The 2,677-nt window shown below is 58.1% G+C and carries 4 protein-coding genes; all 4 read left to right on the plus strand.

All coding sequences use genetic code 11. The annotated features are described in order from the left end of the window. On the plus strand, positions 1 to 456 hold a 456-nt coding region (locus C0V72_RS16695), incomplete at its 5' end, for a hypothetical protein (protein ID WP_233999996.1). 2 nt (positions 457 to 458) lie between these two features. Beyond that, the gene (locus C0V72_RS15880; protein ID WP_101795098.1) at positions 459 to 746 is read left to right on the plus strand and encodes a hypothetical protein; all 288 of its coding nucleotides are present in this window, start codon (positions 459 to 461) and stop codon (positions 744 to 746) included. Positions 747 to 950: 204 nt separating this feature from the next. Then, entirely contained in the window at positions 951 to 1,535 is a 585-nt protein-coding gene (locus C0V72_RS15885) for a recombinase family protein (RefSeq protein WP_101795099.1), read from the plus strand. 151 nt (positions 1,536 to 1,686) lie between these two features. Next, on the plus strand, positions 1,687 to 2,646 hold the full coding sequence (locus C0V72_RS15890) for a hypothetical protein (RefSeq protein ID WP_143704643.1): 960 nt from the start codon (positions 1,687 to 1,689) through the stop codon (positions 2,644 to 2,646). The last annotated feature ends 31 nt before the right edge of the window (positions 2,647 to 2,677 follow it).

Below are 2,677 nucleotides of genomic sequence, written 5' to 3' on the forward strand. Positions count from 1 at the left end.
TCCACCCGCATCGCGCCCTTGGCTATCTCGCCCCGCGCGAATACATCACCCAATCAACCAGTGAGGAACTGTCCGGGAATTAAGGGGCAACGACAGCTGGAGGGCTCGAACACCATCAATCTGGATTTCCCCTATGGAGAACAGAGCGGGCGCATCATGGTGCGGCAGTCTCCGCAATATGGGTTTGATATACTCGTCGGTGTCGAGAGCGGCCAAATCATGTGCAACAGCTACTCGCGCTCCTACATCAACGTGAAGTTCGATGATGGGCCGATCCAACGCTATGGGTGCAACGACGCTAGCGACGGTACCAGCAACATGGTGTTCGTCGAAGGCGCGAAGGGCTTTCTCGGCAAACTCAAGGACAGCAAGAAGGTCATCGTGGAGGCCGAGTTCTTCCAGAACGGGATGCAGCAACTCGCCTTCGACACCGCCAATCTGAAATGGGAGAATTGAGAATGCCGACTGTGCAACGGGAAGTGAGCGACCGCACCACCTTCGGGAAAATCGTGAAATGGGTTTTCATCATCTTCAACGTGCTGATGCTGATCTGGCTGGTGAGTTCTTGCGCGGCTGTCGGTGACATCTCTTCGACCGCCTCGAACGACGCTGAACGCGCGGGCGCTGCCCTCGGCGCTGGCTTGGGCATGACATTCCTTTTGTTTGTCTGGGGCGTCGGTGACGTGATCCTAGGCCTCTTCGTGCTCTTCACGCGCCGTAAGAAGCTCATCACGGTCGAAGAATAAGAGCGCACCCACACGCCGTTCAACGGGTTGCAAGCTCCGGCTTGCAGCCCGTTTTGTGTTGGTGACCCCGCATCGTGCAGCGCCGCCCTATGATGATGGCGCACAACTTGTAACCTCTGCCCTATGGATCAAAAGTTAGCCTTACACCATATTTGAGCTAGGTTAAGAGCTAGGGAACGACCACCCCTATCTTGTGAGCCACATATGCGATTTGCCTACTACCGCGTCTCCACCGGTGACCAGAGTATCGAAGCCCAGCGCAATGCTATGGGTGGCGGGTTCGACGAGGAGTTCTCTGACGAGGGCGTGAGCGGCGGCAGCATGGCGGCGGGCCGCGCCGGGTTCGGCAAGCTCCTCAGCCGCGTGCGCAGAGGAGACAGGGTGCATGTCTACGCCGTCGATCGGCTAGGACGCGATGCCCTTGATGTGCAGATGACCGTGCGGCGGCTGTTCGACGCTGGTGTGACTGTGCATGTGCACGGTCTAGGCGAAATCGCTGGAGACGTCGGCCAATTGATCCTCGCCGTGCTTGCACAGGTAGCGGACATGGAACGACGTCGGATCGCCGATCGGACCGCAGCCGGGCGAGACGCCGCTCGAAAGGCCTTGGCAGAGACAGGCCTGACCCATCGCGGGAAGGTCAGCATGGGCCGCCCCTTCGCAGCCGACGCTGCAACGGTTGCAAAATGGCGGCAGGACAAAAAAGCCAGCATCAGCGCTACAGCAGCGCACTTCAAACTGTCCCCCGCGACCGTGAAGCGTTACTGCGCGCAGCCCTTCGAACGGTGAGCGCTCGTCCGCCCTCTATAAGGGAGGAGTTCTGCCCCGAGTAACCACGCCTACAAAAGAAGCGCGACAGTAGATGAATGAGCCAGCGACGTTGCCACCCGCGCGAGAGCGGAACCGACACGGAATACGGTCCTTCAATGCACAAAAACCCGTGGACAAAAATTTCGCACTTTTCGACCGGGTCGCGCTAAAAGTTCAGGGTCGAATTACCCCATATTCGCCCACGGCCATTGCAGATTTCGCGAGCGGCGTAGGTCGCAGCACAACATCCCCACTGTTCGAGCGTGTCCGGCGCGAGAGGGGACGGTGGGCTTCCAAAATTCGTAGTGGCTCAACCATATCGGCGGGCAAGTTGGCGGTGTGGGATAACGGCGTCCACGGCAGCTTTGAAATTGAGCTTGTCGTCAATCCAATCCGGACGCTGGGTCACCTGCTCGACCGATATTCTTATGGCGAGATCGCGGACCTTTCCGTCATCGATTTTTTCGACAGGCGCGAAGCACCGACAGCCAGAGACTTAACGCTCGATGGCAATGACAACATGATCGCTGACTTCCTCGCGTTCAGTGGCAGCATGCATTCAACCCAAGTGCAACGGGTTGCAGAATTCCTTCGACTTTTCGAGGATCGATTGCAGGCTCGTATCATCGAAGACCTTTGCCCGAATGACCTTGGCTACGCGATCAGCATTGATAGCGGTTCTGCGGTCGCGGTCACAGACGATGCGCGTGTAGAACTAGACTGGTCGCACCTCAAAATCTCGCAGTGCGAGGTATGCTGGGAGTGGCACGATAGTAACGCGCTTGCGCGCGTCCATGCCCTAGCGGACGCGGCGATCACTTCCGCACGCTCTACAGAGGTTAACTTCTACGGCCGTCCAACGGTTGTGCGTGATCTCGGCGCTCTTGCTGTTCGGCTACCTCTGTCCAGCAATGTCTCAATCGTCGTTTATGCGAAGGCGCAGGACCGTCTTCGCCTTGAGGTTCGATATCCAACCGCTCTCAACAAATTCGTGGGCGACCGATTGCCGTCCAGCCGCCGAACGCTGTCAATGGACACCCAGTGTTACGAGCTAAGGCGACACCCAGTGTTACGAGGTGTCTCGTTGTGACCGTGCGATGATTTCAGGGGCGGGGAGCATG

It is taken from the genome of Porphyrobacter sp. TH134 (genome assembly GCF_002855495.1).
Classification (GTDB): Bacteria; Pseudomonadota; Alphaproteobacteria; order Sphingomonadales; family Sphingomonadaceae; genus Erythrobacter.

Bases quoted from the DNA above. Each gene is read 5' to 3' on its own strand.
- C0V72_RS15885 (WP_101795099.1), top strand. From the start codon at position 951: ATGCGATTTGCCTACTACCGCGTCTCCACCGGTGACCAGAGTATCGAA.
- C0V72_RS15880 (WP_101795098.1), top strand. From the start codon at position 459: ATGCCGACTGTGCAACGGGAAGTGAGCGACCGCACCACCTTCGGGAAA.